We start from the raw sequence: 22,282 nt of genomic DNA, 5'->3' as shown, positions 1-22,282 counted from the left end.
ATGCAAGTTTTATTATTAATTCAATCAGGTACTATCGCACCACAGCTCCCTGATAATATTACGTTATTTAAGCAACAGAGCATCGTAGATATTGATGGAAAGGCCTATTTCTTTGCTGATTACGTTGGCTCTAAAGCGCTTGTCAGTGATCACAATGTTGATGATTACCTCGCCAGTCTGAACCCTGTTGAAACACAGTTAATCCCCGTCATTATCGATAATGTTGCAGGGCAGCTTGAGGGGTATGTAAACAACGAAAACGAATACACGGTGCCGCAATCAAGTGATGCGGTGATTGCGACAGGAAAATTAGCTATCCCTGATCGTAAATTCAAAGTGCCGTTTAAGCGCGTTGATACGGGCCGTGTTCAATTAATGCCTGCCGAAGTGGTAGATGGTGTATTCACCTTGCCACTTAAATTTGAAACCAATGGCGTGTGGATTGTTAACCAAGCGCTTATCAATACCGACTATGAGCAAGATATTTTTGAGCTTACAGAACGAAAGTTCTCTGTTATTTAGGGTGTAGCTATGCAAGTAAAACTTAACTTTATCAGTGCAGGCAAAGCACAGTTACTTGAGCCACTCAAAACTAAGTTTGGTGAAGTGCACCGGTTCTTTGTTACAGATGGGTTTACCTTACCTTGGTATGTGCGCTGGTTTCATAATCCCTTTGGTAAAGGCTTACCCGCGGCTATTTGGCATGACTACGCATTAAAAACGGGTCGTGAGAATGCACATTACGAGTTCTTTATTTTGCTTACGTTCTACGGTGTACCACGTTGGAAAGCATACCCTATGTGGTTTTTTGTGTGGGCTTACGGTTCGTTAAAGTCATTGCTAACGGTTTTTAGGTAACGCGATGCAACTACCAGCTTCGTTTAATACACAAAGCAGGGCAGCATTGAATGCTGCGTGCACAGACATTTACATCATTGCGCTAAACAGTTACCAAACGCCTAGCCTTATTACGGCAGCGGCGGGGAGTCAGTTACTTGCAAAAGCAATCAATGATGCAACAAGGCAGCAACGACCTAACGCGTTTAATGCAGTCATACTTAGTTGCAGCGCCCCAAGTGCAGCTGGTTTATCTAGCAAGCTTACGGCCTTTAATGCCCTGTGTGCGCTGCCAGCCTTTACACATGCGCAGCAACATGCGAGCAGCTTAGCAACCCTTGATACCGATAAAATGCGTCTGCCTACAACAGAGCAATCAATCGAGTGGCAGCATGTAAATGATTGCTGTGCATTGCCTGCGCTTGCTAATGCCTTTGTTGATAAAAGCAAGCAGCTGGTGAACGACGAAGGTGTGCAACTCATTACAGATATTAATGCGGCACTTACTGACACCGAGCAGTTAAAAGCTGCCCGTGATAATCGGCTAACTGAAACAACCTTTCAAGCGGGTGCAAACTTAACGGTAACGCACAGCAATGCACAAAGTGCGCGAGCACTTGCACAGCAAATTGAAACATTAGGTAATAACGACATGCACTGGGCTTACTGCGTGTTTGTTGGCAGTGGCGATAACATTCAAACAATTAAAGAGCTTTTTGCATGATCACGTTAAATGGCTGGCAAGTACCAGGTTATGAAATACGTATTAATTGTGGCATTAAGTTGCCAAGTGATGACTTAAGCGGGTTAGGTTCGTTTACCTTGTCGGGTGACAAAGGGGTTAAGCCTGGTGTGGTAACTATCAATACAAAAATTCCTTTTAAGGATCATGCTGAACTTGCCGAGCTAATCACGCAGGCCAAAGCAACCGATGAAAATGGCGCCCGTCTACAGTACACCATTAACAGTGAAATCACAGAAGCATACAAAATACGTAAAGCGAAGTTCAATGATGAAGTAAAAGCGGTTGAGCTGGAAGAGGTTAAAGCGTGGCAAGTCACGTTTAAGTTGCTTGAAGTCCTTTCAACCGCTGAGCGTAATCAGCAGCAAATTGATGGTAAGGCTAAAGAGAATAGCCAAACCCAAGCTGTTGATGGACACACCACAGTACAAGCTGCATTTGAACAAAGTGAAGGGCCATGAGTAGTAACCGGCTAATTAAAGTGCTCACCATTGGTGGTGAACAGGTGACTAATATCGTTAGTGATAATACGCAGCTTGATCTGTTCAGCACTGGCCGTGCAAGCTTTATTGTTGTCACAGAGAATGAACCACAAGGGATTGTTGAGTTGCACATAGGCTACAGCATTGATGCTATGCAGCCGTATTTTTTAGGTGTGATTGAGGCAAAGCACCAAAGCAATGGCCGTTGGTTTTTAACGTGCCGAGAATTAATCGGTGCCTTATCGTTTGCCCATAACTTTGCTATTCGTCATGCCACCTTTACGAACGTGTGTAACGAGCTAAGTAAAACAGGTTTAGCGTTTGTTTATCCTGATGCAGATTACACACAAACCGCCGTGCCTGCTTTTTACCACCATGGCACAGGCATTGAAGCACTCAGGCAATGCGCTGATGTGTTCAGTATTCCTCAGTTTATATTTCAGCAGCGCCCTGATGGGAAAGTGTATGCAGGTAGCTGGCACGACTCACGCTGGGCAAACACTGAAATCAACGACTTTGAAGAACACCCCATTAAAGTAACAGCTTCAAACACAGGCATGCTTATGGCAATCCCTAAGTTACGCCCAGGTATAAAGTTAAATGGGCGGTTTATTACTGAGGTGATATTACAAGATGATAGACAGGTGATCAGATGGTCAAAAACGCTATAAAGCGCTTAGTGCTTCGATACTTTCCAGAACTTGGGCAACGCAAGCATTTACCACAGCTCGCCCGCATTGAACGTATTTATGACTTGCCAAACAAAGCGATGATCAGCAGTGCCTTTAAGCCACTCAAAGGCGCTGATGTGCAATTACTTAACCCTAAAACAGGCGAGCCATTAGCTGTGCCTGTATTTCAGCAAGTCACATTAGGTACAGGCCAAGCCGCTGATCATGGTGTGTTAAACGAACCTGCACCAGGCATGCATTGCTTAATTCAATATATTGATGGTTTGAACAGCCACCCAGTGATCACCAACTTATTACCTTGGCAAAGCTTGGTACCAGAACACAAACGCACCGATGTCACGTTACAACAAAGTAGGCGCAGTAAGTTACAAGGCCGCGATGGTCACTGGCACTTTTTAACGGATGGGGAAATAACACAGCAGAGTGATATCAGCAAAATAAAATCGCGTAACCGCACAGAGCAATATCACCAACGCACCTGCAGCATAGACACCCACGACATAAACAAAGTTGATGGCAACCAAGTCAATGAGATCATGGGCGCCTTAAAAACACTTGTTGGGGAAAAGGCCCTCATCGTTGCACTTGAAGGCTTATTGCTTGGCAGTAAGAAACAAGTGGATATTGAAGCCACTGAAAACATGAACTTAAAAACACTAAAAACCCTACACGCCAAAGCAAGTGAGCTTGCAAAGGTCGAGGGTAAAACCGTGTGGTTAGGGGATAGCTCAATCAACGTGGCTCAAGTGCTGCTTGATTTAATCGGTTTGGTTGAACAAATGAACCAAACCTTATCAACTCACACACATAACTCACCACTACCAACACCAACAGAGAAAGCTGACTTTGTGAGTTATAAAAGTAAGGCTGAAGGCTTGAACAGTAAACTAGAACCTATAGTTGAATAGATAAGAGGTATCGCTTGAGTAAAAATGAATTTAACTGTAGTAGCTTATACCTGATCAGGCAGGTAACTATGAGCGGACGTTGGTGTTCTGTAAAATCCTTATTTTTAGCTTCTGAATTAATAGTTTTCATCCATATTTAAGAAAATGCGCAAGTTGCATACTTTTATCTTTCTCAAAAATCCATAACTTGAATTTTTAATAATGTTGGCAATGAGTGTTCAATTTTGTTAAAAATAAATTACTCAGAAAAGTGCGTGATTGCAAATCAGAAATATGCGCGATTTACGCAATGTTAAATTGTTAGAGCTGCAAGGATAGTATGAAGTATTTAAAACTAATTTTAGAATTTATATTTTCTCCCACATATTTCTTTGCTGATTATAAAAAATCCAAATATAGAATTAAAGATAAGTCAGTTGGAAAACTTATTAAGAAGTTTAATTGGATATATTTGTGTGTAGCATCTCTTTTGGCATTAGGTCTTTATTTGTTCTCGCCTGTGCCATTTTATAATGCAGGACTTGGTGAGGCCTTTGTTTGGGTAGCTTATACAATCATATGGATATTTCCGCTTTCAAGGGCAAATGAAATAATTTATGCCTTTTATAGAGATGCAATAGAGAAGTTGAATGGTGAGCCAAGCAAAAGTACATTAAAGTTTGGTGAGCGCATACAGTTAGCGATGAGGAGCTACATAGAGCTTATCTTAAACTTTGCCAGCATTTATATTTTATTACCGCCATCAAATTTTGATGGTGCCATTACCGACTATTTTGATGCTTTGTATTTTAGTGGAGTTACTATAACTACTCTTGGCTATGGTGATATATCTCCTAAATGTGTCTTCCCTCAACTTCTTTCAGTTTATGAAGTTCTTTGTGGGTTTATGCTTATAGTAGTTAGTTTTGCCGTTTATACAGGGCGAGGTCTAGAGAAGAAAGAAACCAAATGGTGCAGACCTAACAAGCCAATCAGAAGTAATGAAAAAGTTGGTTTTTCTCTCCTACGTCGTCAATTTTTAACCAACTATTTCACTGCCTCTGATAGGGCTGTTAAGTTTAGATCAAGGAGAGTGAAATGAACTCAAGTACAAGATCACTCCTGACCTGATAGGTAAGTATGAGCGGACATTACTGTTCTGTAAAATCCTTATTTTTTGGCTCCTGAACTAATAGTGTTCACCCATATCCAAGAAAATGTGCAAGTTGCGTTCTTTTATCTTTCTCAAAAAGCTATAACTCGTATTTTTAATAATGTTGGCAATGAGTGATCAAGTTTGTTAAAAATAAATTACTCAGAAAAGTGCGTGATTTGCGCACTATTAAATTGTAATTTTAATGCCTTTGGAGACTTTGATGGCACCTGAACAAAGCTTATTAATTATGAAATGGCAGTTTGCAGCAACTATTTTAATGGGGTTGGATTATTTCATATCCGATGGCTTCAGGGAGAAAGCTAATTTATACGTCAAAAATTACTTCCAAGCTATGCAGGGAAGAGTTGATGATGATGTTAAGCAGGCTCTTAGCAAATTTAAAAGCAAGCTCTTTGGTGTCTTAATTTCATTTGTCCAAATTGCAATTGGTGTTGGACTATTTCTAATTAGTCACTACATAGGTGAAGATTCAATATTGTTGTTTGTTGGAGCCTTAATTGCAGCATTTTTTTTCATTATTGCGGGTTTTAACTTTGCTTTTACCACTGTCTTTGATTTGCTAACCAGTTTTGGGATCGCGGCACCTTTTAGATTTCTTACTACATTCTTAGTCGGTTCGCCCAAAGGGCCAATTGCGGCAATTGGATTTATGTGTTTAATGATCTCATTTTATTTAAGGTATTCATATAACGGCATATAACAAACGCATTGATTTGAGCCCTGAAATGCGGGGCTGAGGTATCAAAATAACGCGACGATTAGTTTTGGTGCTCTGCCTAATATTGAACCAATCGCTGCTACGTTTTGCTGTTCCTTATGCGGGCGTTAGCTACCATCGATTAAGGATAGTACTTTGCTGAGTTTTTCCACTGAAAAATACTGCGATATGATCACTGAGATTAGAGAGCGGCTTATGTCTGCTGAAGCCTTTGCAGACAAAAAAAATATTGTATTTATTGAATCTACTACATTACAAATAAGAAAAATTTTAGAACTAATTGCGTATTTATCTATGTTGGTCAATACAGATAAATTAAATTCAAAGCAAAGGTCAGAATGGCATGCTAAGGAAATAATCGAAAACCTTAGTGAAAAAACTACAGTATTTTATCCATTTCCAAGTAATGTTGTACTTCCCGATTCATCAAATAGTCAGCCTATATTGTTTCCAATTGGTTATGCAGACGCGCTGTCGCAAACAGAGTTTAAAGAGTTATACCAATTTTGTGGAAAAGTGCTGCATGCACAGCATCCTTTCAAAAAGCTATCAGACATAAAAGTTGTTTTTGAAAAAAATAAAAATAGTATCGAAAAGTTGAAGAGACTGTTGGCATCTCACACAATTGGGATAAAACATGAAACCAGTATGTATACGTTTTTGTTTGTTGAAATCGATTTTACCAGTAACCAAGATGCTAAGCCTTCAAGTATACGACAGTTTAATTCTCGTATATTTAATGAAAAGGAATTAATTGCAATATTTAACGGCAATTACTGACCAACTGACAGCTAACAATCACTCTATAAAGGACGAAAAAAACTTGGCTTTCTTCGTCATTTCGCTCCTAATTTTAGTAAGCTATTATGCGCCTGTTAAGTGTCTATAGGTGGTTTTAAGGCTGGGGCTAATGGATTAAGTTAAAGCCTATTGTTGCGTAGGCTTATTTTTTCTCGTAGTAAAGTTATACTTTTTCCCAACTGTTTGCTCGTAAAGAGATGTATAGCTAAATTCCAAATTAAAAGACTCTTTTACTTCTCTAAAAATATCTTCGTTTGATGGGCGGTTCTTTTTTTCCTCATCTAGTACTAGCTTTAGAATAGTTACATCTTTATCTTTAGCAATAAAGCTATCTTCATCTTGTGTTGAGGTAATAGGGGGGGAATTATATTCACAAAAATCTCTGTATTTATCATCTATAAGTGCGCTGAAATCATCATATGTTATAAGTTCATTCCGATAATAAAATTTAAACTCGTCAACTTTAGCAGGCCCTAAACCTTTGTTTGTAATTGTAAAGGTTAAAACATTTTTATGAGTATCAAGGTTACTACACATAGCAGGCCTTACGGATAATTCATTATGAATTCGCATTGTTTTTGCTTGCTTAGTAGATAGCCATACGGCGTATCCAGAAATCGCTATCGGTATGATGGAAAAAATAATTTTAAACCAAAGATCTTCCAAGTTAGCCTCACTTATGAAAAATATCAGTGTGTATAAAAGTGTGTATAAAGAATGTTATTGGAAATAAAATATACTTTATAAACAATAGTTAGAGTGTTTTTTACATTAGTCGTGCCAGTAGATTGTTGGTTGGTTTTCGTAGTATTGCTGGTTCGCCATGTAGTCTCTTAACCCTTTAATTACGCGCTTTTTGTCTTTTTTGTATTGCTTGTTTTTTCTTCATGTTTCTTGCAATGGTTACATAGTGTGTAAAGTATCGTGTATAAATTTTTTGCAAATTGTGTATAAAAAATTAAATGCAGTTAAGCGATACCAAACGTTGAAATATGCTAGGCAAGAATCAAGAGCCGTGAGTATTATCGCACAGAGATAGCCTAAGTGTAAGGATATCAACCAAAGGAACAAATACTTGGTAATACCGTTTTAGAACAATGGGTAAGTAATCATCATTTGTAGAAAGACATTGAAGTTTACCTATAAACAATACATACCTTTATTTCAGAACTGGCTAAGTAAAAAGAAGGCGCTCTGTTTAGCGCTTAGATTAACTTTTAATATTAGTTTGAAGCCATAAGTTAAGCGTCCTTAACTTATGGTGCAGAAATATTTTGTATTTCGTGCATAGCCGCTAACTGTAAAAAGTTTGAGCGACTCTTATAGTGTGGATGTGCTTTTACTAAATCATCAATTTGTTTAGTAAGTAGATTCGGTAGTGTGACATTAATTTTACCAGCCTTGCCTAAGTAAGGTTCAAGGTCAATATCAACCAATGCCCACACCCAGCCAGCAAACTCAGGATTATTGATGTGATCATCAATGTTACTGGCTTGTGGTGGTAAAATACCGTCTCCGGCTAGAAGCTCTAAATGAGTGTCGAGCGCTTCTTTGGCATTTAGTAATGCTTGCTCAAAAGAGTCACCCGCACTATAACAGCCTTGAACGTCTGGAAACACTACGCCAAATGCTTCTGTACTTGTGCCTTTCTCAATTGCGACTGGATATAACATCGCTATTCTCCTAATGTTACGTCTATCTACAGTGATAAGGGAATAGGACTAAAGTTTACTGAAGTTGATGCGTTTTAGATGCCTTATTGCAGCTATTCAAACTTGTCCTGTTAATCTAAAAATGTTCAAAAATAAACCTCAAGCTTTTTAAAAATTAAGCCGATAAAGGGGAGTGCTCAATTTTAAACGGACTTTTTATGAAAATTAACACCAACTCACCTCCTGTACAATTGGAAAGAAAAGTAACTCTTTTTGAAAATATTAATGGCGAAAAACAAGAAGCGCTTTCCTCTGAATTAAAACAAAATAGCTTAGATGGCAAAGAGATAAGTCTGCAAGATCCTAAAGTTAAAGATGAAAAAGAAACTAAGCCTTTTGACTCATCGTTGAATAAGAGCAGTGCATATGAAGAAATCTTTAAATTAAAAGAGTTAGACTTTTCTAATATGAGTATAAAAGAGCTTTATAACATCGTTAAAAATGTAAATGAGGTCGAAAAAAAATATGCAAGAACATATGGTGATGACGAACCTGTTAGACTTGCTAAATCAGGAAACCCCATAATATCTAGGCATACAGAGGATATGAATAGCTTGGAGGCTAAGCTAAGCATACTTTCCTATGGTAAAGGAAACGTAGATCCAGATAAAAAAATTAATGTTATGGAGTATCTTTCTAGTAGTTCAGAGAAGTTAGACAGTCTTACGAAGGAATTTCCTGACAACCCGAATTATCAAGTTAGAGCCTCTTTTATGAAAGAAATTATTAATACATTTGATAAATTTATATCAGATGATTCTTTTGATTTGTATCAAGAAAAAGCGACTTTGTTGTTAGCTGATAAAATTGAAGAAGTAGATATTTTCGTTTAAAAAAAGCACATGTTGAAAATATTGAAGTGGATAATTATGTTTTCACAATTAGAGCTTAGATTAATAAAAAGCACACTTAAAGATAGAGTTGAAAAAGAAACAGTGGAGCTTAAACAGCTTGATGAAGATAGTGATGAATATATGGAAAAGGCTAATGACTTAATGGTGCTTGATACATTAATTTCTAAAATTGAAAAATCGCAAAATTAAAGTGAATAAGTCTTAACTTGATCTGTCAGGTTTGATTGTTAGAACACAATCAAATCTGACAGTTGCACTTGTGCTATTTTAGGACGTTCGGCTTTAACTCTTTTTTGCCCTTAAAAAGAGTTAGCCTAATTGCTCAAACGGTCTTCTTTGAACAAATAGTGGACATTGAAAATTTTCTTTTGATACAGTTTTTATATTTAAAATTTACAACTTTCCCCTATATTCAGGAAAATGAGCAATTTGCGCATTCTTGTCATAAGACCACTTTACCAATTTAAATTATTTTGTTAACTAGCAAAAGGTTAGCTAATTTGATAAAAACGTAGTAATCAGAAAAGTGAGCAGTTACGTGGCAGAAATATGCGCGATTTGCGCACTATTAAATTGTTAGCATTACAGGAGAATTTGTCATCACAGTGCATTCCTATTGGCCTTATTATTTTTCTCTTGAGGCGGATGTAGAAAAGTTATCTCGTTATGTAGAGTTTACGGAGAGTAACTTCTCTACATATTCAATAGAGATGGTACGATTATATCTTTCTATTTGCTCAGAAATTGATGTTGTATTAAAAGAGTTGTGTAAGGAAATATCACCAGAATTAAGTGCTAAAAATATTAATAATTATAGGCAGATTATTTCAGATGAATTAAAGGATTTTAACGGCCAAGCAGCTATTTGTTATAAATATGGGCTAAGTTTTATTCCGTGGAAATCATGGGAAGAAAATATCTCCCCTGACTGGTGGAGTAACCACAACAAGGTCAAGCATCAGCGAAATGAATTTTATAATAAAGCTAATTTGAAAAACGTTTTAGAGTCATTAGCAGCTCTATATCTTGTTAATATTTACCTGGAATTTGTTAAAGACAAAAAGCTCAGTCATGGTTTTACTTTTTCAATAATAGATACAATACCTAAAATTCCAGTTCAGTTAGAAATGTTCAGAGTAAATAATTTATTCGCCTATATACGCGAGTAATGCTAACAAAGCAATTAAAAATCGGACACAAAACAGCAGGCTGTGTCCGCTACGCTCCCAATTTTAGCCTGCTATTTTGTGCCGTTTATTGTGGCGTTAAGTTTCTAGAGAAGTACGTGGGCAGGAAGGAGGTTTAATGAAAAAGATGTTTTTAGCTTCATCTTTCGTGGATGTGGCCGATTTATTCGTGAAATTCGCCGAGGAAAAATGTGCAGGCAAAACAGTTACATTTATACCTACTGCGAGCCTTGTCGAAGAAGTGAAATTTTATGTAGACGCTGGAAAAGAGGCCCTTGAAAAATGTGGGCTAATTGTTGATGAGCTTGAAATTTCAACGGCAACAAAAGAAAAAATAGAATGCACGATTCAAAAAAATGATTACATCTATATTACTGGCGGCAACACTTTCTTTTTACTTCAAGAGCTGAAAAGAACGGGTGCGGATAAATTAATATCAGAACACATAAATTCAGGAAAAATGTATATTGGAGAGTCTGCCGGTTCCATTGTGCTTTCATGCAATATTGAGTATGTAAAAGACATGGATGATTTCACTGCCGCGCCGAACATAGGTACGTTTTCATCATTAGGTATGATTGATATTTATCCGGTTCCTCATCATACAAACTTTCCATTCAAAGAGTCAGTTGAGAGCATCATTTCTAGTTATGAAGGGAAGATGGATCTTTGCCCAATTAGCAACACACAAGCAATTATCGTAAATGGGAATAAATTTGAGATCTGGGGCATCGAAACTTAACAAATTACTGCACCGGAAAAATAACTCGCTGGCGCTCGTCATTTTCCGGTGAGTAAGGCGTTAAATGACAATGTACTATTTAGTATCGCTTAACTAGGATGAGCTATGACAAAATTTAAATGCATACAATTAATTTCATTGCTATTTTTCAGTTCTACTGTCTTTTCTAGCAATATCCATGTAGAGAAAGTATCTGATCAAGTTCATATTTTGAGTGGAAAGGAGTACGGAACTAATATTGGATTAATAACTACAGAGAATGGTTTGACCTTAATCGATCCCATGCCAGGGGGTGGGCATTTACTAGAGTTAGATAACATAGTTAAGTCAATTTCCAATAAGTCCATAATTTATATCTTGAATACTCACACACATTCAGATCATACGGGTGGTAATGAGTTTTTCATAGAGCAAGGCGCAAAGCTTGTCGAGAGTATTACTACTTCAGATGATCTTGTTCATATTAAAGTGAAGTCACACTCATCGAATGACAATATTTATTACCACAAAATTAGCAATACTATCTTTGTTGGTGATGTTTTCGATACCAGTTGGCACCCAACATTTTATGCAGGTGGATTTCAAGGTTTTAATGATGCGATTGATGCAATTATGAAGCTAGGTGACGAAGAGTCTCTCATAGTGCCCGGCCATGGCGCACCAGCAAGAAAGTTGTCTTTACTAGAATTCAGAAAAAATACTTCAGAATGGATAATGAGAGTCCGAGAGCTACACCAAAAAGGGTGGGATGAAGACCGAATAATGAATGATGCTCAAGCTAAGAGTATTGTGGAAAAATTCAATTTAGGCGGTAGGTCACCATTCCTTCCCCAAGAAGCATTCAAAAGATTTGTAGAAAGAACAATTTCGGTGATAGAAAAAGAGAAAGGCATGTAATAAGGGGTTTAAGGCGGATTCGTAACAGTTGGTTCGATTCCGCTTTGCTTCACAAATTTAGCCCACTTTTACTCTCCGCTTAATGCGTTACCAATGTCTAGCCATTGTACAGATCCGTCTGTCGATTCTAACTCATAAATGTCCAAAAACGTGTTAGAACGAACTTCCGCTGATCGCTCACAACCGCCTGTCAGATGAAATTTAAACCTATTCATTAAAACTGTAAGAACAGATATGAGCTACTATAATTAAAGCTTGAGGCGCTAGCTCCTAACTAGCGATTTTCTTACTATTACTGCGACCACCCCAAAACGCCCTAAACAATCTCATTAACCCAAGCGTTGAAACGGCAATCCCCACAATCACAAACTCAAAGTACTAAGGCGCACCTTTATAGCCCATTGCTTGCCAACCTTTTTGCATATACGGTTGCATCTGGTATGAAGTGACAGATGAATAAACTTAAAAAGAATAATGATTTCATCCATAAAGGTTTTGTCGCGGCGGACTTCCCCTGAACAACTAGACATCTAGGACTCTTGTTAATTTATTTTCATTAAGCAAAATCACAAGGAAGTTGATTATGCATCACCAATCCAATTTTATATCACCTTGCTCTTTTTAGACTTGGCCGCAAAACAAAAGCTAAGTTCGACTATATTCACACTACACCTACCTTAATTGTCAGAATTATGGCGCTGAGCTCTAAGGGCTAATAGATAAAAGGCTGACCTTCGGTTAAAAGGGTAGGTGGAGTGAGTGTTTTTTGTTCTCAATAAGCTTGTAAAATAACCAGTAGGTTGTTTTTTATGCTTATATAGGTAGCTGAGCGAATAGTTTTTATTCAAAACTATGTAATGGCTCAAAATTTGCTTGTAAATCGCATCTTTATTTATACCTAAATATGAAGGAACAAAAAAATGACTTTATCTACTTTATTACTATCTACTTTATCTTCAACTGCTTTACCTGCACAGTCTTTTGATACAACTAAACTTCAAGGTACTGGTGGGATCGTAATAATTAGAAAGAAAAAGCAAGAATACCAATTAAATGGTACAGGTGGTATTGTTATCATTAGAAAAAATAAGAAAGAAAATTAAAATAAATAAACCAGCAATTTGCTGGTTTTTTTCTTCATTTCATTTTACCCTTTGAATTCGTTTAGAGGGTGAAAAATGCTTGAATCTATTCAAAATTTGTACAATAACTTGTTAGTTGCAACCGAGGATCATCGAGTTATTTCGCTCCAAGCTATTATAGCGACTATGTATGTTTTAGCACTGGCCTCTTCATTGTATCGAGCACTTAAAAATAGAGAACACTTTAGTGACTTTTTATCAATAGCATCTGTAGTTGTAAAATATGCACTAACTTCACTTTTGATGGAGTACGTTCTAATTTTTATAGCAGAAAATAAAAGTATAGGAAATACGCAACATATTTACCTCGTAGCATCTTTAATTAATGTGCTTAGTATTTATTTTTTGTATTACTTGCATACAAAATTCAGTTACAAGTTTGGAAACTTGTTCTTTTGTGTCATTAAGCTAACAACTCTTCTATCCTTTGCTCATCTTATTTTATGGTTTAAATTGGTTGTTTTAAATATACAAGAAGAGCATGCCTATGTTCACTACATTTACAGCTTTATCGTCTTATATGTAAGTATCGCACTTGCAATTGTGATGCTTTTTCCTCGCTTGCTTAAAACTAAGCTAAAGGTTTTAGTAAGTCCGAGCTGGCCCTGATAGATAAATATGTATAAATGATAACTTTGTTATATATCAGCTTTCTACTTTCATTTATAATGCTTTTTACTGATATGTTGAAAGCTAACTTTGGGTGTATAGTAACATTCAGTTTACCGAGGGACCGTAATGCTTGAACTTATATACATAGCCATTGCCGTTTTAGCCATCATGCTGGTTGCCAGTATTTGGTTAATTTCGCGTAAGGGCATTTTTGAAGATCAGATAAGAACAAAGTCTGTTGAAGCTGTTTGGTGTACCATTCAAGCTGAGAATGAAACAGACCTAAACCGTGCTATTAAACTTTTTAATAAAGCTGAGCAACTCAAAGGCGAAATTGCGGGGCTGATTGGTCAGTCGCCAGACTTAGAGCAATTGTCATTGGCGGATAGCTGCTGCAATTTGGCAGATAAAGAGCTGAAAGACATGTCGTTAGGCGAGTTACAGCGATATTATGATCAGCAAAATAACATCGCTAATATCTATAACGAGTTATACAAAGGTAGAAATTAAAAGCCAGATTATTTGATCTGGCTTTGTATTTTGATTTCGTTTTCTATTTGCTTAACTTGAATTTTTGCTAATTGGTTAAGCGCTTCTTGTGTTTGATTATCACCTTTTATCAATCCTGCTGTTGATAACTTTTTAATGCTTTTAATAATGCCATTATTAACCGCTTGTAATAAATCACCATCCAGCGTCATCGTATTTTGGTTATGACCATTTAATACAAAATCAAAACTTGTGTCTGTCATTTTACATGCGGTATCAATGACTTCGTAGGGTGGAGTTGCACTGTCAATGCAGTGATCGCAAAACCCAGATTTTAATGATAAGTAGTGTTCCAATTCAGTATTATTTTTCACTTCACATAGCTTACATAAGCGTTGAAAAATCTCGCTTATGCGCTGCTGCTCAGTGTTGAGTTTATAATTGAACATGGCAGCTCCTTGCTTGTTTTTGCCTATCTTAAACGACTTTTAACTAAATCGCATTGATAAAGCGATGATTGAACTTACTTTTTTACGAAACAAACAATGCTATTTGATGATATAACCCTATTCCTACTAGTACATTAAACGGGAACGTAACCCCTAAAGAACTAAGCATTGCTAAGCCGATATCAGCATCTGGAATCGCTGCTTTTATTGCTGCCGGCGCTGCTATGTAAGAAGCACTCGCAACTAGGCTACCTAATATAACAATGGATCCTAGCTCGAGCTGTAAAGCGGTGCCGACAAAAACACCTATTGCACCTAGTAGGTTAGGGGTTATGATAGCGAATAGCGCTAATCGCCACTGATGCCAAGGGATTGGGCGTAAAGTTTGCGCTGCCATTAAACCCATTTCAAGTAAGAATAGCGCCAGTACTACTTTGAAGCTGTTAGTTAATAAGCTTGTAACTTGGCTTCCTTCTTGGGTGCCGTACATCATACCAATGATCACGCCGCCGACGAGCAATATCACGCTTTTGTTGGTGAGAGTTTCATGCCATAGGGCTTTAAGTGATAAGTTTTGCCCAGAGCCATTACCTAAGCGGCGATAAAGTAATAAACCAACAATGATGGCGGGTAACTCAAGCATCACTAAATAGAGTGTTACTTCTGCACCTACATTTAACGAGTTAGACTCGGCATAGGCCAATGCAACAGCGAATGTACCGGCACTTACTGAGCCGTAATGCGCAGCAATACTTGCGCTATTTGCGATTGATAAATTAAGTACATATTTTAAAAAAGGAAAAAGCAGTAACGGAATACAAGCGCCAAGTAGTAATACAGAGCCCATTTCAGGTAGCAATTGCCAATGTAAATTGCCATGTAATACCATTCCACCTTTTAGGCCTATAGTCAGCATGAGTAATAAACTCAATGTTTCGTAGGTTGCTTGGGGAATTTTTAAATCCGACCTTAATAAGCCAGCGATGACACCTAAAACAAAAAACATTACAACAATATCAGGCACTTTGTTCTCCTCTTAGTTAAAGCGCCGCTATTCTAGATAAAAATTAATATAGAAAATAATTAAATAGTTGATATCATCATATAGGTGATTATCTATAGGTGGTGTATGGATCTAAGGCATATCTCTTTTCGTTTATTAGAAGTGTTTATGTGTGTTGTTAAAACACGCTCGATTAGTGAAACGGCAAGGCAATTATACTTAACGCAACCTACGGTATCGCAGCAAATAAAACGCTTACAAGAAACAGTCAATGAGCCATTAATTGTTGTTAACCAACAGCGTATACATGTGACAGAAGCGGGCTTTGCACTTTTTCAGACATGCCAGCAAGTGTTTGGGCACTTTGATGATTACCGAGACTACTTAGCCGAGCTCAGAGGGGGGAGCGTGGTCAATGCAAGATTGCCATCGTGAATACTGCGCAATATATTCTACCTAAGCTATTGGGCCCTTATAGTAATTTACATCCGCACGTTGAATTACCGCTTGAAATTGGTAATCGTGCTGAGGTGTTAGCTCGTTTTGAAAGAGGGGAAGATGATATTTATGTTTTCAGTCATCCGCCTTCGTTGGAGCACGCAAAAGCTGCGCGTTTTTTACAAAATCCACTGGTCTTTATTGCGCCAAAAAACCATCACCTTGCTTTGCAAAAAAATGTAAATCTAAAAGCGTTAGTAACGGAGCGTTTTTTATTACGAGAACCAGGCTCTGCTACGCGTATGTTATTTGAAAGTGAACTACAAAGTAGGGGCTTTGTATTAAGTAACACTGTGCAGATGGCAAGCAATGAAGCTATTCGTGTATCGGTTGGTTCGGGTATGGGCTTGGGGGTTGTTTCTTGGCATGTTTTACCTGCGCATGACACTTCGTTTTGCATCCTTAATGTGGCCGATGTTCAGATTGCAAGTCATTGGTATTTTGTTGTTAGAACTGACCGGCATTTATCGCACGCTGCAAGGAGCTTTTTAAAGTTTGCTGAGTTAAATCTAGAGCAATGCTTAGATAAAGCTTGGATAACAAATGAATTAAGTACGCTTAACGACAGCCTTGGTTATTAATAAAGCTAAAAGGCCATCATGACCACTTGGTTGCGGCCATTACTTTTGGCTTTATAAAGCCCTTTGTCTGCTTGGGCGAGTAATTCGTTAATGTTATTGCTGCCAGATTTGTGTGTAATTATGCCAACGCTAATCGATAGCTTTATTTCGTGCTGCTGATGTATAAACGTTTCACTATTAATCGCTACACGTATGCGCTCAGACAATGCTTGGCCTTTTTGTAAACTGGTGTTGGTGAGCAGTACGGCAAATTCTTCGCCTCCTATTCGTGCGATAAGATCGCCTTCCCTAAGTTGCGATTTAATTTTATTGGCAACCCATTTTAATGCTTCATCGCCAGTATCATGACCATATTGATCGTTCACTTTTTTAAAAAAGTCGATATCGATCATCAGTGCACAGAGTTCGGTTAAGTTATTGTTGGCTTGTTCTAAATAGTTATTGCTAATAGTTAAAAACGCGCGTCTGTTTAGTAAGCCTGTTAGCGGGTCTCTATTGGCCAAGTCACTTAAAATTTGCTCAGACTCTAAAAACATAAGTAAGGGCCAAATCATCGCCGTTAGTGTGGTTATCACAATATGACTCAGTAAGATAATGGCGAGTATTTGTGAGAAATCGAAAGTAAATATATTAAGCCCATCTATCACTAATAACCCTAGCTGTAAGAGCATAATGCAAGCATGCAAAACAAAACATAGCTGTAACAGGACCAAGTGAATAATATGCTCGACATTGAGTTTTCTTAGTGCATAAGCCGCATAACTAAAACATGCAGCAATCACTGCTGTTGTTATAAGTTGATTAACTGAGTTGCTATACAAAGGTAATAATACGATTGCACTAGCGCCCAATAAATAAGCGCACAACTTTAACTTTTGTTTTTCGGATTGCGTATACGCATGTATACCCAAAATAGCTGCTAACGGAGCTGAAATTATGAGTAAGTCTGCTATGTAATGGGTGATAAATGGCAGATCTACAAAGAGCCTTAAAGAGGCTGTAATTTGCGCTAACACAAAAATTAGGCATGAGCTTCCCCAGTACAAATAGCTAGACTGCTTTCTTAAAAAGTACAAAGACAGTAAAAAAGCACCAATTATTAGGTTCAATAAAATTGAGATACTAATAATGGTGGGTAGGTGCACCATATATAATCCTAAACTCACACATTTTTGTTTTCACATTAATTATTATGTATTAGTTGAGTTATGGCAATACGCATTTAGTTCTTACAATTTTAGACTTTCCAGTGCTGGTTTAAGGGTTGGATAATGAAAACGGTAATTATGTGCGAGCACTTTTTTGGGAAGTACGAATTGCCCATGTAGTAGTAGGTCTGACATTTCACCCATCATCAACTTTAATACCCAACCAGGCATTCTAAGCATTGCTGGTCGCGACAGTACACTGCCTAAGGTTTGGCTAAACACGTTATTACTTACGGGGTCGGGAGCGGTTGCGTTAACAGGGCCATGAATGTCTTCGTGTGTGAGTATAAATAAAATAAGCTGGATCATGTCATCAATGTGTATCCACGACATACCTTGCTGCCCATGACCGAGTGGCCCACCTAAGCCAAACTTGAATGCGGGTAGCATTTTTGACAAGGCGCCGCCTTGTTTTGCAAGCACGATGCCGGTTCTTAACAGGCATACTCGTGTTTTTTCTGATTCTGCTTTTGTAGCTGCATGCTCCCAATCACGGCACAGCACATGACTAAACTCAGGGTAGATATCATTAAATTCTTCATCAATATGATTATCATTTTGACGGCCGTAAAAACCAATTGCACTACCAGATATAAAAGTATGAGGAGGTGACTCACAGCGATTAATAGCTTTGCTAATTTGCTGTGTTAGATTGACTCGACTCTCAAAAAGTGTGCGCTTTTGTGATTCACTCCAGCGTTTATTTACAATAGGCTCACCCGCTAAATTTATCACCGCATCGATGTCTTCAAAGTCGACTTCATCGAGTGTCTGTACAGCATGTACTTGATGTGTAAGCCGCACATTTGCCTGAATTGGATTACGACTAAGTACAGTTACTTTATGATGATTAAGTAAAAAAGGGCACAAGTGTTTACCAATTAATCCCGTTCCACCGGTTAACAAAATATGCATAGCGATACCCTTTTTATAAATATGCGTGTATGTTTTTTATACATAGCACGTCTGCTTTTTGCAAATTTATACGTAAAATGACATATTTACGTTCAGTTTTCATCGTTAGATTGGTAGAAAAAATAGGTTTTATTAGCTGTTGTTTTCGCTTTGTACATTGCTGTGTCAGCATTTTTTATTAATTGTAGTGCATCACAACTATGATCTGGAGCGATTGATACCCCAATACTTAAAGAAACTTCAATACGCTGATTTGCGACTTCAAATGGTAATTTAAATTGCGCAATTAAATGAGCGATCATCGCTTCAACATAGGATGTCTTGGCTGTGTTATGCATAATAACGATAAATTCATCTCCGCCGTAGCGGTATATATCATCGTCTGCACGGGTTGATGAACTGATCCGCTTTGCCGTTTCTTTTAAAATATCATCACCCACTGCATGACCGTAATGATCGTTTAATTCTTTAAACTTATTTATATCAATAAAAATAACAGCGACCTTACTATCTTCAGTACACAAATTGATAGCATCAATGAGTTGTGACTCTAGTTCTGTACGATTAAGTAATCCTGTTAAATGATCGTGATTAGCTTGGAAGGTGAGCTTTGTCGTTTTTTTATGAATGATCTGGCTCATTCGGTAAAACCGTTTAAGTAAGTAGCTAATTTCATCATGGGCAGTGTAATGTGTAGTATCTGGTTTCTCTCCTCGCTCGAGCTTCTCAGTATTGGTAATTAATAGGTTAAGCGGTTTAAATAACTTATTTCTTATATACACAGCACACAAAACGGAAAGCAAAATAAATAGCGGGATCTGGATAGAAACAATAGAGGTGATTACTTTTCTGTTATGCCTAAACTCTTTTCGTTCGATATCGAGGCGCTGTCTTTCGTCATCTTGAAAAGTGCTTATTTTTTCACTTAGTTGATCCATTATTATTTTTCCCTGGTCACTTCGAACGACGGACATTGCTTTTTTGATTGAGGCATCGGTATTTTGTTGCGCAAGCTCTATTGTTAGTGCAAGTTCAGCAAATTTTTGCTCAACAAGTAAGCGAATGTCACTTAGTTGCTGTTGTTGTTTTTTATTATCAACAGTGAGGCTATTAAGTTCAGATAGTCGAAATTGGCTTTCTTTTATTCCAGAATAATAGGGGGCAAGATAACTTGCATCATGGGTGAGTAAATAGCCACGCTGGCCTGTTTCAGCACTAATTACATCATTATAAAGTAGCTCTGACTCATCAATAATTAAGTGGGTACGAGTAACAGCGTCAAGTTTTGAGCGGCCTTCTTGATCGAGATAAAACACGATGGAAGTATTTAGTAATAACACTAAAAACAGTGATGAGAGTAACAGAGTTAGCTTTAATTTTAGTGACATCAATAAGCCATAATAAAATGAAATGAGCTTTGTTAATGATAAAGTATTGATGATGTTAGAGAATAACGCCAATAAAAGTTTAGCTGAAGGATAAAAAGGCACCTAGGTGATGAACAAAAACAGATTTAGTGACTTTTAATTATAAAAACTAAGTATTTTTGATTGATTTGATGTGTGTTTTTCTATTTATTGGTATGCTGTTATCAAAATAAATCCAGAATTATTACCTAGGGAGTTAGGTTGAACTTTTTACGTCGATTTCATGATATTGTTTCTGATCAGACTCTTTGTTTTGAAGATAAAGTTCAGCACATCTTACGGTTTGGTTTAGATGTTTTTGCCCTCGATTTTGCTATTGTGAGTGAAGTCCGTGAACAGGTTTATACTGTATTGCATGTGGTGTCTCCCAATAATGAAATTGCAGTAGGTGCTCAATTTGATTTAGAAAATACATACTGCTTACATACACTCAAGGCTAATAAAGCGTTATCATTTTATCATGCGTCAAAAACACATATCGCAGCACACCCTTGTTATATTAATTTTCAATTAGAGTCTTATATTGGTGCGCCTATTTATGTGGGAAATCAGGTTGTGGGTACGCTTAATTTTTCTGCTCCCCAGCCATCAACACCTTTTACAAATGAAGCGCATGACTATGTTGAACTTTTTGCTCAATGGCTGGGCAGTGAATTTGCGCGAAATAATAATGCTCAAAAGCTTATCAAAAAGAATTACATGCTGGCTCAAGTTGAAGATGTTGCCAAAATCGGCTCTTGGGAATTTGATTTAACAACCAATCGTATTTATTGGAGTAAACAAACACGCATAATTCATGAAGTAGCAGAAGATTATACGCCAAACATAGAGACAGCGATTAATTTTTATAAGCAAGGTGAAAGCCGACGCGCGATTGAAAAAGCCGTGTCAGATGCGATAGAGCATGGCATTGATTGGCAAAACGAAGTTGAGCTTGTAACAGCGAAAGGTAAAACAATTTGGGTGTCGACCTTTGGTGAGGCTGAGTTTAATAATGGGCAATGCATTCGCCTAATTGGTACATTCCAAGATATCACTAAGGAAGTGCTACTACGCGAAGAGCTAAAACAGCAAAAGGCCGACGCTGAACGCACATTAAAAGACCGCAGTATCCTGCTTGCAAAAATAAGTCATGAATTAAGAACCCCCCTTAATGGTATTACAGGGATGCTGACAACCTTACTCTATGAAAAGTCAGAACAAAAGCGTGAAGAAAAGTTAAAAGTAGCATTGCGCAGTGCTGATATTTTATTGAATATTATTAATGAAGTACTGGATTTCACAAAAATAAATCATGGCGAGTTACAGTTAGAGCCAAGTCACTTCTTACTGAAAACCATTTTTATTGATTTAGTGTCGTTATATACCCCGTTGTTTGAACAAAAACAGCTTCGGTTTGATACAGACATTAATATTGATGATGAATGCTGGACGTTTTGCGACAACACGCGAATAACTCAAATAGTTTCAAATCTATTGAGTAATGCACTTAAGTTTACCGATGACGGTCATATTAGCATTAAAGCTACCACAACCTCAGAGCAAGATACTGTTGTACTTCACTTACAAGTAAGTGATACAGGGGTTGGTATGACAGAAACCTTTATGAAATCACTGTTTTCCCCGTTCACGCAAGAAGTAAATAAAGAGCGTAAAAAAGGGGGCACAGGACTCGGGCTTGCTATTATAAAAGAGTTAATTGATTACATGGGTGGCACAATTAATGTGTCAAGTGAATATCAAAAAGGGAGCTGTTTTGATATTCAATTACCTTTGCAAAAAGGCACGCCACAAAATCAAAGTAACCATAGTGGCAGTGACGTTGATTTATCGTCATTAGCTTTATCGATACTGGTTGTTGATGATAACCAAATCAACCGTTTCGTGCTTTCGGCCTTTCTAGAAAAAATGGGGTTATCCGCTGATTTTGCCTGTGACGGCGTCGATGCAATTAATAAATGTAAGCAAAAACACTATAACTTAATTTTTATGGACTGTGTTATGCCATTGTTGGATGGCCTTGAAGCAACGCGCCAATTAAGAGAACTTGCTATATGTCCTACGGATAAAACCTATATTGTAGCCTTAACGGCAAATACCTCTGCTGATGATAAAGCATCATGTAAACAAGCGGGTATGGACATGTTTATTTCTAAACCCGTTAAAAACATATTCATTGAGCAAGCAATACTTGCTGCTAAAGAAAAGTTTGATTTATAAGTAAGTTACG

At 37.5% G+C, this 22,282-nt stretch carries 25 protein-coding genes and 2 pseudogenes; 19 read left to right on the top strand and 8 right to left on the bottom strand.

Going from position 1 to position 22,282, the window contains the following annotated elements:
* The 9 genes from L0Z67_RS10000 (at position 1) to L0Z67_RS09960 (ending at position 6,315) form a co-directional block, all read left to right on the top strand.
* Entirely contained in the window at positions 1-522 is a 522-nt protein-coding gene (locus L0Z67_RS10000; protein ID WP_405127941.1) for a hypothetical protein, read from the top strand.
* A 9-nt stretch (positions 523-531) separates the two neighbouring features.
* The gene (locus L0Z67_RS09995; RefSeq protein ID WP_371353294.1) at positions 532-858 is read left to right on the top strand and encodes a DUF1353 domain-containing protein; all 327 of its coding nucleotides are present in this window, start codon (positions 532-534) and stop codon (positions 856-858) included.
* Positions 859-862: 4 nt separating this feature from the next.
* Positions 863-1,561 (top strand): hypothetical protein, encoded by a 699-nt coding sequence (locus L0Z67_RS09990; RefSeq protein ID WP_405127940.1) that lies wholly within the window; start codon positions 863-865, stop codon positions 1,559-1,561.
* Positions 1,558-2,040, top strand: a complete 483-nt coding sequence (locus tag L0Z67_RS09985; protein WP_371353292.1) for a hypothetical protein — start codon at positions 1,558-1,560, stop codon at positions 2,038-2,040. Before L0Z67_RS09990 ends, L0Z67_RS09985 begins: the two co-directional genes overlap by 4 nt.
* Positions 2,037-2,732, top strand: a complete 696-nt coding sequence (locus L0Z67_RS09980) for a hypothetical protein (RefSeq protein ID WP_405127939.1) — start codon at positions 2,037-2,039, stop codon at positions 2,730-2,732. Before L0Z67_RS09985 ends, L0Z67_RS09980 begins: the two co-directional genes overlap by 4 nt.
* Entirely contained in the window at positions 2,714-3,661 is a 948-nt protein-coding gene (locus L0Z67_RS09975) for a hypothetical protein (RefSeq protein WP_405127938.1), read from the top strand. The genes L0Z67_RS09980 and L0Z67_RS09975 overlap by 19 nt, the downstream gene beginning before the upstream one ends.
* Before the next feature lie 319 nt (positions 3,662-3,980).
* Positions 3,981-4,742 (top strand): potassium channel family protein, encoded by a 762-nt coding sequence (locus L0Z67_RS09970; protein ID WP_405127937.1) that lies wholly within the window; start codon positions 3,981-3,983, stop codon positions 4,740-4,742.
* Positions 4,743-5,016: 274 nt separating this feature from the next.
* Entirely contained in the window at positions 5,017-5,517 is a 501-nt protein-coding gene (locus L0Z67_RS09965) for a hypothetical protein (RefSeq protein WP_405127936.1), read from the top strand.
* A gap of 213 nt (positions 5,518-5,730) precedes the next feature.
* Complete coding sequence (locus L0Z67_RS09960) at positions 5,731-6,315, top strand: hypothetical protein (RefSeq protein WP_405127935.1); 585 nt, start codon at positions 5,731-5,733, stop codon at positions 6,313-6,315.
* A 147-nt stretch (positions 6,316-6,462) separates the two neighbouring features.
* On the opposite strand, the gene L0Z67_RS09955 is transcribed toward L0Z67_RS09960, so the two are convergent.
* Positions 6,463-7,002, bottom strand: a complete 540-nt coding sequence (locus L0Z67_RS09955) for a hypothetical protein (protein WP_405127934.1) — start codon at positions 7,000-7,002, stop codon at positions 6,463-6,465.
* A 590-nt stretch (positions 7,003-7,592) separates the two neighbouring features.
* Positions 7,593-8,009, bottom strand: coding sequence for a type II toxin-antitoxin system HicB family antitoxin (locus L0Z67_RS09950; RefSeq protein ID WP_405127933.1), 417 nt, complete (start codon positions 8,007-8,009; stop codon positions 7,593-7,595).
* Positions 8,010-8,206: 197 nt separating this feature from the next.
* On the opposite strand from L0Z67_RS09950, the gene L0Z67_RS09945 reads away from it, so the two are divergent.
* From L0Z67_RS09945 to L0Z67_RS09925, 5 genes are all read left to right on the top strand, one after another.
* Positions 8,207-8,881: a hypothetical protein gene (locus L0Z67_RS09945; RefSeq protein WP_405127932.1), complete on the top strand. Its 675-nt coding sequence runs from the start codon at positions 8,207-8,209 to the stop codon at positions 8,879-8,881.
* Positions 8,882-8,917: 36 nt separating this feature from the next.
* Entirely contained in the window at positions 8,918-9,091 is a 174-nt protein-coding gene (locus L0Z67_RS09940; protein ID WP_165381462.1) for a hypothetical protein, read from the top strand.
* A gap of 416 nt (positions 9,092-9,507) precedes the next feature.
* Entirely contained in the window at positions 9,508-10,071 is a 564-nt protein-coding gene (locus tag L0Z67_RS09935) for a hypothetical protein (protein ID WP_237126965.1), read from the top strand.
* 136 nt (positions 10,072-10,207) lie between these two features.
* Positions 10,208-10,831 (top strand): Type 1 glutamine amidotransferase-like domain-containing protein, encoded by a 624-nt coding sequence (locus L0Z67_RS09930; RefSeq protein ID WP_405127931.1) that lies wholly within the window; start codon positions 10,208-10,210, stop codon positions 10,829-10,831.
* A gap of 105 nt (positions 10,832-10,936) precedes the next feature.
* Positions 10,937-11,728, top strand: a complete 792-nt coding sequence (locus L0Z67_RS09925; protein ID WP_237114179.1) for an MBL fold metallo-hydrolase — start codon at positions 10,937-10,939, stop codon at positions 11,726-11,728.
* Positions 11,729-11,998: 270 nt separating this feature from the next.
* Here L0Z67_RS09925 and L0Z67_RS09920 read toward each other — a convergent pair.
* A pseudogene (locus L0Z67_RS09920) lies at positions 11,999-12,231 on the bottom strand (hypothetical protein); the annotation flags it as partial.
* A gap of 417 nt (positions 12,232-12,648) precedes the next feature.
* Here L0Z67_RS09920 and L0Z67_RS09915 point away from each other — a divergent pair.
* The 3 genes from L0Z67_RS09915 (at position 12,649) to L0Z67_RS09905 (ending at position 13,992) form a co-directional block, all read left to right on the top strand.
* On the top strand, positions 12,649-12,831 hold the full coding sequence (locus L0Z67_RS09915; RefSeq protein WP_237114178.1) for a hypothetical protein: 183 nt from the start codon (positions 12,649-12,651) through the stop codon (positions 12,829-12,831).
* 75 nt (positions 12,832-12,906) lie between these two features.
* Entirely contained in the window at positions 12,907-13,479 is a 573-nt protein-coding gene (locus L0Z67_RS09910; RefSeq protein WP_237114177.1) for a hypothetical protein, read from the top strand.
* A gap of 129 nt (positions 13,480-13,608) precedes the next feature.
* The gene (locus L0Z67_RS09905; protein WP_062569334.1) at positions 13,609-13,992 is read left to right on the top strand and encodes a hypothetical protein; all 384 of its coding nucleotides are present in this window, start codon (positions 13,609-13,611) and stop codon (positions 13,990-13,992) included.
* 8 nt (positions 13,993-14,000) lie between these two features.
* Here L0Z67_RS09905 and L0Z67_RS09900 read toward each other — a convergent pair whose 3' ends face one another.
* Entirely contained in the window at positions 14,001-14,420 is a 420-nt protein-coding gene (locus L0Z67_RS09900; RefSeq protein ID WP_062569333.1) for a hypothetical protein, read from the bottom strand.
* A gap of 82 nt (positions 14,421-14,502) precedes the next feature.
* Positions 14,503-15,444 (bottom strand): sodium-dependent bicarbonate transport family permease, encoded by a 942-nt coding sequence (locus tag L0Z67_RS09895; protein WP_193987445.1) that lies wholly within the window; start codon positions 15,442-15,444, stop codon positions 14,503-14,505.
* A 105-nt stretch (positions 15,445-15,549) separates the two neighbouring features.
* Between L0Z67_RS09895 and L0Z67_RS09890 the strand changes: the two are divergent.
* Positions 15,550-16,502 (top strand): annotated as a pseudogene (locus L0Z67_RS09890) (LysR family transcriptional regulator).
* Positions 16,503-16,507: 5 nt separating this feature from the next.
* On the opposite strand, the gene L0Z67_RS09885 reads toward L0Z67_RS09890, so the two are convergent.
* The 3 genes from L0Z67_RS09885 to L0Z67_RS09875 all read right to left on the bottom strand — a co-directional run bounded on the left by L0Z67_RS09885 (position 16,508) and on the right by L0Z67_RS09875 (position 20,013).
* Positions 16,508-17,650 carry a GGDEF domain-containing protein gene (locus L0Z67_RS09885; protein WP_062569330.1) on the bottom strand — a complete coding sequence of 381 codons (1,143 nt, stop codon included), beginning with the start codon at positions 17,648-17,650 and terminating at the stop codon, positions 16,508-16,510.
* Between the two features lie 81 nt (positions 17,651-17,731).
* Complete coding sequence (locus L0Z67_RS09880) at positions 17,732-18,625, bottom strand: TIGR01777 family oxidoreductase (RefSeq protein WP_405127930.1); 894 nt, start codon at positions 18,623-18,625, stop codon at positions 17,732-17,734.
* A gap of 92 nt (positions 18,626-18,717) precedes the next feature.
* Positions 18,718-20,013 (bottom strand): diguanylate cyclase domain-containing protein, encoded by a 1,296-nt coding sequence (locus L0Z67_RS09875; protein WP_193987441.1) that lies wholly within the window; start codon positions 20,011-20,013, stop codon positions 18,718-18,720.
* A gap of 240 nt (positions 20,014-20,253) precedes the next feature.
* Between L0Z67_RS09875 and L0Z67_RS09870 the strand changes: the two genes are divergently transcribed.
* On the top strand, positions 20,254-22,272 hold the full coding sequence (locus tag L0Z67_RS09870) for an ATP-binding protein (protein ID WP_405127929.1): 2,019 nt from the start codon (positions 20,254-20,256) through the stop codon (positions 22,270-22,272).
* Positions 22,273-22,282 lie beyond the last annotated feature (10 nt).

Origin of the sequence: Pseudoalteromonas sp. PB2-1 (assembly GCF_045040605.1) — a bacterium.
In the GTDB taxonomy this organism is placed as follows: domain Bacteria; phylum Pseudomonadota; class Gammaproteobacteria; order Enterobacterales; family Alteromonadaceae; genus Pseudoalteromonas; species Pseudoalteromonas arabiensis.
This window is presented reverse-complemented; position numbering and strand designations above follow the sequence as displayed.

Bases quoted from the DNA above. Each gene is read 5' to 3' on its own strand.
- L0Z67_RS10000 (WP_405127941.1), top strand. From the start codon at position 1: ATGCAAGTTTTATTATTAATTCAATCAGGTACTATCGCACCACAGCTC.
- L0Z67_RS09995 (WP_371353294.1), top strand. From the start codon at position 532: ATGCAAGTAAAACTTAACTTTATCAGTGCAGGCAAAGCACAGTTACTT.
- L0Z67_RS09990 (WP_405127940.1), top strand. From the start codon at position 863: ATGCAACTACCAGCTTCGTTTAATACACAAAGCAGGGCAGCATTGAAT.
- L0Z67_RS09985 (WP_371353292.1), top strand. From the start codon at position 1,558: ATGATCACGTTAAATGGCTGGCAAGTACCAGGTTATGAAATACGTATT.
- L0Z67_RS09980 (WP_405127939.1), top strand. From the start codon at position 2,037: ATGAGTAGTAACCGGCTAATTAAAGTGCTCACCATTGGTGGTGAACAG.
- L0Z67_RS09975 (WP_405127938.1), top strand. From the start codon at position 2,714: ATGGTCAAAAACGCTATAAAGCGCTTAGTGCTTCGATACTTTCCAGAA.
- L0Z67_RS09970 (WP_405127937.1), top strand. From the start codon at position 3,981: ATGAAGTATTTAAAACTAATTTTAGAATTTATATTTTCTCCCACATAT.
- L0Z67_RS09965 (WP_405127936.1), top strand. From the start codon at position 5,017: ATGGCACCTGAACAAAGCTTATTAATTATGAAATGGCAGTTTGCAGCA.
- L0Z67_RS09960 (WP_405127935.1), top strand. From the start codon at position 5,731: ATGTCTGCTGAAGCCTTTGCAGACAAAAAAAATATTGTATTTATTGAA.
- L0Z67_RS09950 (WP_405127933.1), bottom strand. From the start codon at position 8,009: ATGTTATATCCAGTCGCAATTGAGAAAGGCACAAGTACAGAAGCATTT.
- L0Z67_RS09945 (WP_405127932.1), top strand. From the start codon at position 8,207: ATGAAAATTAACACCAACTCACCTCCTGTACAATTGGAAAGAAAAGTA.
- L0Z67_RS09940 (WP_165381462.1), top strand. From the start codon at position 8,918: ATGTTTTCACAATTAGAGCTTAGATTAATAAAAAGCACACTTAAAGAT.
- L0Z67_RS09930 (WP_405127931.1), top strand. From the start codon at position 10,208: ATGAAAAAGATGTTTTTAGCTTCATCTTTCGTGGATGTGGCCGATTTA.
- L0Z67_RS09925 (WP_237114179.1), top strand. From the start codon at position 10,937: ATGACAAAATTTAAATGCATACAATTAATTTCATTGCTATTTTTCAGT.
- L0Z67_RS09915 (WP_237114178.1), top strand. From the start codon at position 12,649: ATGACTTTATCTACTTTATTACTATCTACTTTATCTTCAACTGCTTTA.
- L0Z67_RS09910 (WP_237114177.1), top strand. From the start codon at position 12,907: ATGCTTGAATCTATTCAAAATTTGTACAATAACTTGTTAGTTGCAACC.
- L0Z67_RS09905 (WP_062569334.1), top strand. From the start codon at position 13,609: ATGCTTGAACTTATATACATAGCCATTGCCGTTTTAGCCATCATGCTG.
- L0Z67_RS09900 (WP_062569333.1), bottom strand. From the start codon at position 14,420: ATGTTCAATTATAAACTCAACACTGAGCAGCAGCGCATAAGCGAGATT.
- L0Z67_RS09885 (WP_062569330.1), bottom strand. From the start codon at position 17,650: ATGGTGCACCTACCCACCATTATTAGTATCTCAATTTTATTGAACCTA.
- L0Z67_RS09880 (WP_405127930.1), bottom strand. From the start codon at position 18,625: ATGCATATTTTGTTAACCGGTGGAACGGGATTAATTGGTAAACACTTG.
- L0Z67_RS09875 (WP_193987441.1), bottom strand. From the start codon at position 20,013: ATGTCACTAAAATTAAAGCTAACTCTGTTACTCTCATCACTGTTTTTA.